Raw genomic sequence first — 3,247 nt, 5'->3', positions numbered from 1 at the left:
GTGGTGGTGTCGTTCCTCGCCGCGCTCGGCGCGAGCGCGCTGGCCTATGACTGGCTGTTCGGTTTCGCCGGAGCTGATCCCTCCCTGCCGCTGTTGGGGTTCATCTTCCTGGTGGCGCTGGGCATCGACTACAACATCTTCCTCATGACAAGGGTCCGGGAAGAAGTCGGGAGAATCGGCGCGCGACCGGGGGTGCGCCACGGGCTGGCCGTCACCGGCGGCGTCATCACCTCCGCCGGGGTCGTGCTGGCAGCCACGTTCTCGGCTCTGTTCATCCTCCCGCTGGTACAGCTTGCGGAAGTCGGCTTCCTGGTGGCCTTCGGCGTGCTGCTCGACACGCTGGTGGTGCGCTCGATTCTCGTCCCCGCGCTCGCCATCGACATCGGCCCGAAAATCTGGTGGCCCAGCCGCCTCGCGAAGCTGCTGCCGGACCAGCCCGAAACGGCGGGCATCGGTCCTTTCAAAAGCTCTGACAACGGCCCCGTTGCCGCTGTCAGGCCTTCTGGGGCCTCCGGCCGCGCGGGAAAAACATGATCGCGCGGCCTTTGGCCGACCAGGCCTCCGGCCGGCTAACCGAAGGTTGGAAACTCCGGGCCGAAGATCAGACGCCAGAGGTTGACCGCCTCCTCGTGCCGGCCGGCCTGCTCCGCCTCGACCGCGTCACCGGCGTGGACGCGAGCGAAGGCCACCGGTTCCCGGAGCGCGTCGATGTCCTGCGGCTGCAGGTAGGTCGACAGGTCACCGCCGACTTCCGCGGGATCATAGGCGGTGAATCCCCTGTCCTCGATGTGCTGGAAGACCGCTGCCAGCGCCTGCCGGGTGTTCAGCCCGCGGTTGATCAGAACTTTGCCGGCAAGTGCCTCCAGGTGAAACGAACGCAGACGACTGCCGCAGACCCTGTTCCACGCCTTGAGCAGCCGGACGGCCGAGACGACCCGGGGGCCGGCGTCCGCCATCCAGCTGGCGTGCCGCTCAGGGCGGGTCGGCAGCCAGCCGCCGACACAGTCCGGCATGACATAGCCCGCGCGCGGGTGGTCGAAAGCGGGCACGAGGTGGACGTCCGGCGCGCAGTTGTAGACGACGCGCATCGCCTGGCCACGACTACCGATCATCTGGATGCGGTCGCCGCCGATCGCGTTGCGGACGCAGAGCAGCAGATCGCGTGAGTCCCAGCGGAAGCGCTTCCAGGCGCTGTTGGCCGCGCTGAAGACCACGAAGATGTCGACCTCGTCCACTGGACGGATCATCGTGTCACGGCCCGCGGAGCCGATGGTCGCCACGCCGACGAGAGGCAGCGCGCACCGCGGCGGGAAGATCGCGCGCAGGGCCTGCTCGGCGTCGTTGCGGCGGGCGTCGATGACCGCGCGGTCGTCGGCGTTGAGCCGGATCAGGTCGTCAAGCTTGGCGAAGGCGCGGGCGGTGGTACCGACCAGCAGGGGGCCGGTCATGGCACCGGTGATCGGGCCTGTCGGCGGGTTCGCCGAGCCGGCACCGAGATTATCCGCAAACAGTGGGTTGTGCGCTCCTGGCCCGGAGTCGTCCGGACGGCGCCAGTGCGGCGGAATGATCAAATGGTCATATGTGACCTCCGACGCGTGCGGCCCGGGAACTGATCCATTCGGCATTCTTGTGGACGCGGCTTCGCGTTGGGTTTCCACGCTCACTCTGAGAACCTCCCAAGCGCCTGCGCGCCAGCCGTACGGTCCCCCCATCCAGGACACGCGCGGCTGATCAGCCGACACGGAGTTGCGAAGTCAGTGGTCAGCCCACACCACCCCATTCGCGACATCGCATCTATGGTGCCGCATCCTGTCTGGCCGTAAACATCGGGGCCAAACTAGTCGCTTTGCGTCACCGAAGCGGCCGGATCAGGCAGAAACAGGGAAGATCGGAGAAGTCGGAGAGGATCAGGACGGTGGCGGACGGTACCAGACCCGCCAGCCGTCGGGCAGGACGATGCTGGTGGGAACAAATGCGGTCGCGACAGCCAGTCGCTCGCCCGTCCGGTCACCCATGCGCAACCGTGCCTCGACCAGGACCGAACCGTGGAACTCAAGCCAGCCGGCCAGCGCCCGCAACACCTCGGTGGCATAGCCATGACGCCGGTAGGGACGCCCGATGGACACCGACACCAGCGCGCGCCGGCCGAACGCGTCCACCGCCAGCAGACCGACAGCCGCCGAGTCGTCACCACGAACCGTCCAGGTCATCACGCCACGACCAGCGCTGGCACGGCGGCGCAGGGCACGGCGTAACGCCTCGGTGGGATCACCGGTCACGTCGACGGTGATCCCCTGCACCCGGTGCAGGTGCGTGCCCACCAGCAGCGGTCCGAGCTCCTCGGCGACGAACCCGGCGTTCCACACGGTCAGCGGGAGCGCGAGCAGACGCAGTGTCGTCAGGGTTGGCCCTTCACCCACGGCGGGCGGGCTCCGCAACGCCGAGCAGTCCTCGCTCCCTCAGTAACACCTCGGTGCGGGCCATCCCCTCGTCCAGACCGATGCGCGGCTGCCAACCCGCCAGCCGCCGGACCTTCGCGATCGAGTAGGTTCCGGTACGGGTCAGCTCGGCCAGCGTCAGCGGGCCGAGATCCACATAGCCGCGGGGGTGCAGCAGCGAAGTCACCCGCCCGGACAACCAGCCACGTCCGGCAAGCACCCGATCGGTGGTGTCGAGCGCGCGTACCAGCGCCGCCGGCACCCGTCCCGGCAGGGGCACCCCGGCCATCCGTGCATACCGGCCGAAGAAGTCCGACGCGGCAACGGGCTCGCCGCCGGTCACGTGCAGGATCTCACCGGCGGCTTCCCCGGCCTCGGTGACGGCGGCGACCGCCGAGGTCAGATCGTCGACGTGGATCGGGCTCAGGAGCCCGCGGCCGCCGTCCACCAGGACAAAGCGCCCCGCCCGCAACAGAAGCAGCGGCCACAACGTCCACCGGCCGGCCCGCGGACCATAGGCGTCACCGACCCGCAGCACCGTCACCGGCAGTCCCCGAGCGGCGGCGGTGACCGCCGCGCGTTCCGCCGCGGCGAGCGCGTCGGGACGCGCCAGACCGGTGGCCGTGACGGGCGCGCTCTCGTCCACCAGATCCGGGAAGGAGCTGCCCAGCACGCTCACGCAGGAGATGTGCACAACCCGGCCGACGTCAGCCCGCTCACAGGCGTCCAGCACCCCGGTGGTGCCCTCGAGCGTCACCCAGCGCAGCTCACTGTCGGTAAGCGGCGCCGGCCGGCGCCGCACCCCAGCG

General features: G+C 69.4%; 4 protein-coding genes. 1 reads left to right on the top strand and 3 read right to left on the bottom strand.

Features of this window, described 5'->3' with window-relative positions:
* Positions 1-534 (top strand): MMPL family transporter (locus tag DD1DGNOD_RS03275; RefSeq protein WP_241255436.1); only part of this gene is annotated, 534 nt, incomplete at its 5' end.
* 35 nt (positions 535-569) lie between these two features.
* Here the strand turns inward: DD1DGNOD_RS03275 and DD1DGNOD_RS03270 are convergent.
* The 3 genes from DD1DGNOD_RS03270 to DD1DGNOD_RS03260 all read right to left on the bottom strand — a co-directional run.
* Positions 570-1,664, bottom strand: coding sequence for an SMODS domain-containing nucleotidyltransferase (locus tag DD1DGNOD_RS03270; protein WP_131769412.1), 1,095 nt, complete (start codon positions 1,662-1,664; stop codon positions 570-572).
* Positions 1,665-1,907: 243 nt separating this feature from the next.
* Complete coding sequence (locus DD1DGNOD_RS03265; RefSeq protein ID WP_131765155.1) at positions 1,908-2,420, bottom strand: GNAT family N-acetyltransferase; 513 nt, start codon at positions 2,418-2,420, stop codon at positions 1,908-1,910.
* Positions 2,413-3,247 (bottom strand): NAD-dependent epimerase/dehydratase family protein (locus DD1DGNOD_RS03260; RefSeq protein WP_131769411.1); only part of this gene is annotated, 835 nt, incomplete at its 5' end. The genes DD1DGNOD_RS03260 and DD1DGNOD_RS03265, both read right to left, overlap by 8 nt.

Origin of the sequence: Candidatus Protofrankia californiensis, assembly GCF_900634765.1 — a bacterium.
Taxonomy (GTDB): domain Bacteria; phylum Actinomycetota; class Actinomycetes; order Frankiales; family Frankiaceae; genus Protofrankia; species Protofrankia californiensis.
This window is presented reverse-complemented; position numbering and strand designations above follow the sequence as displayed.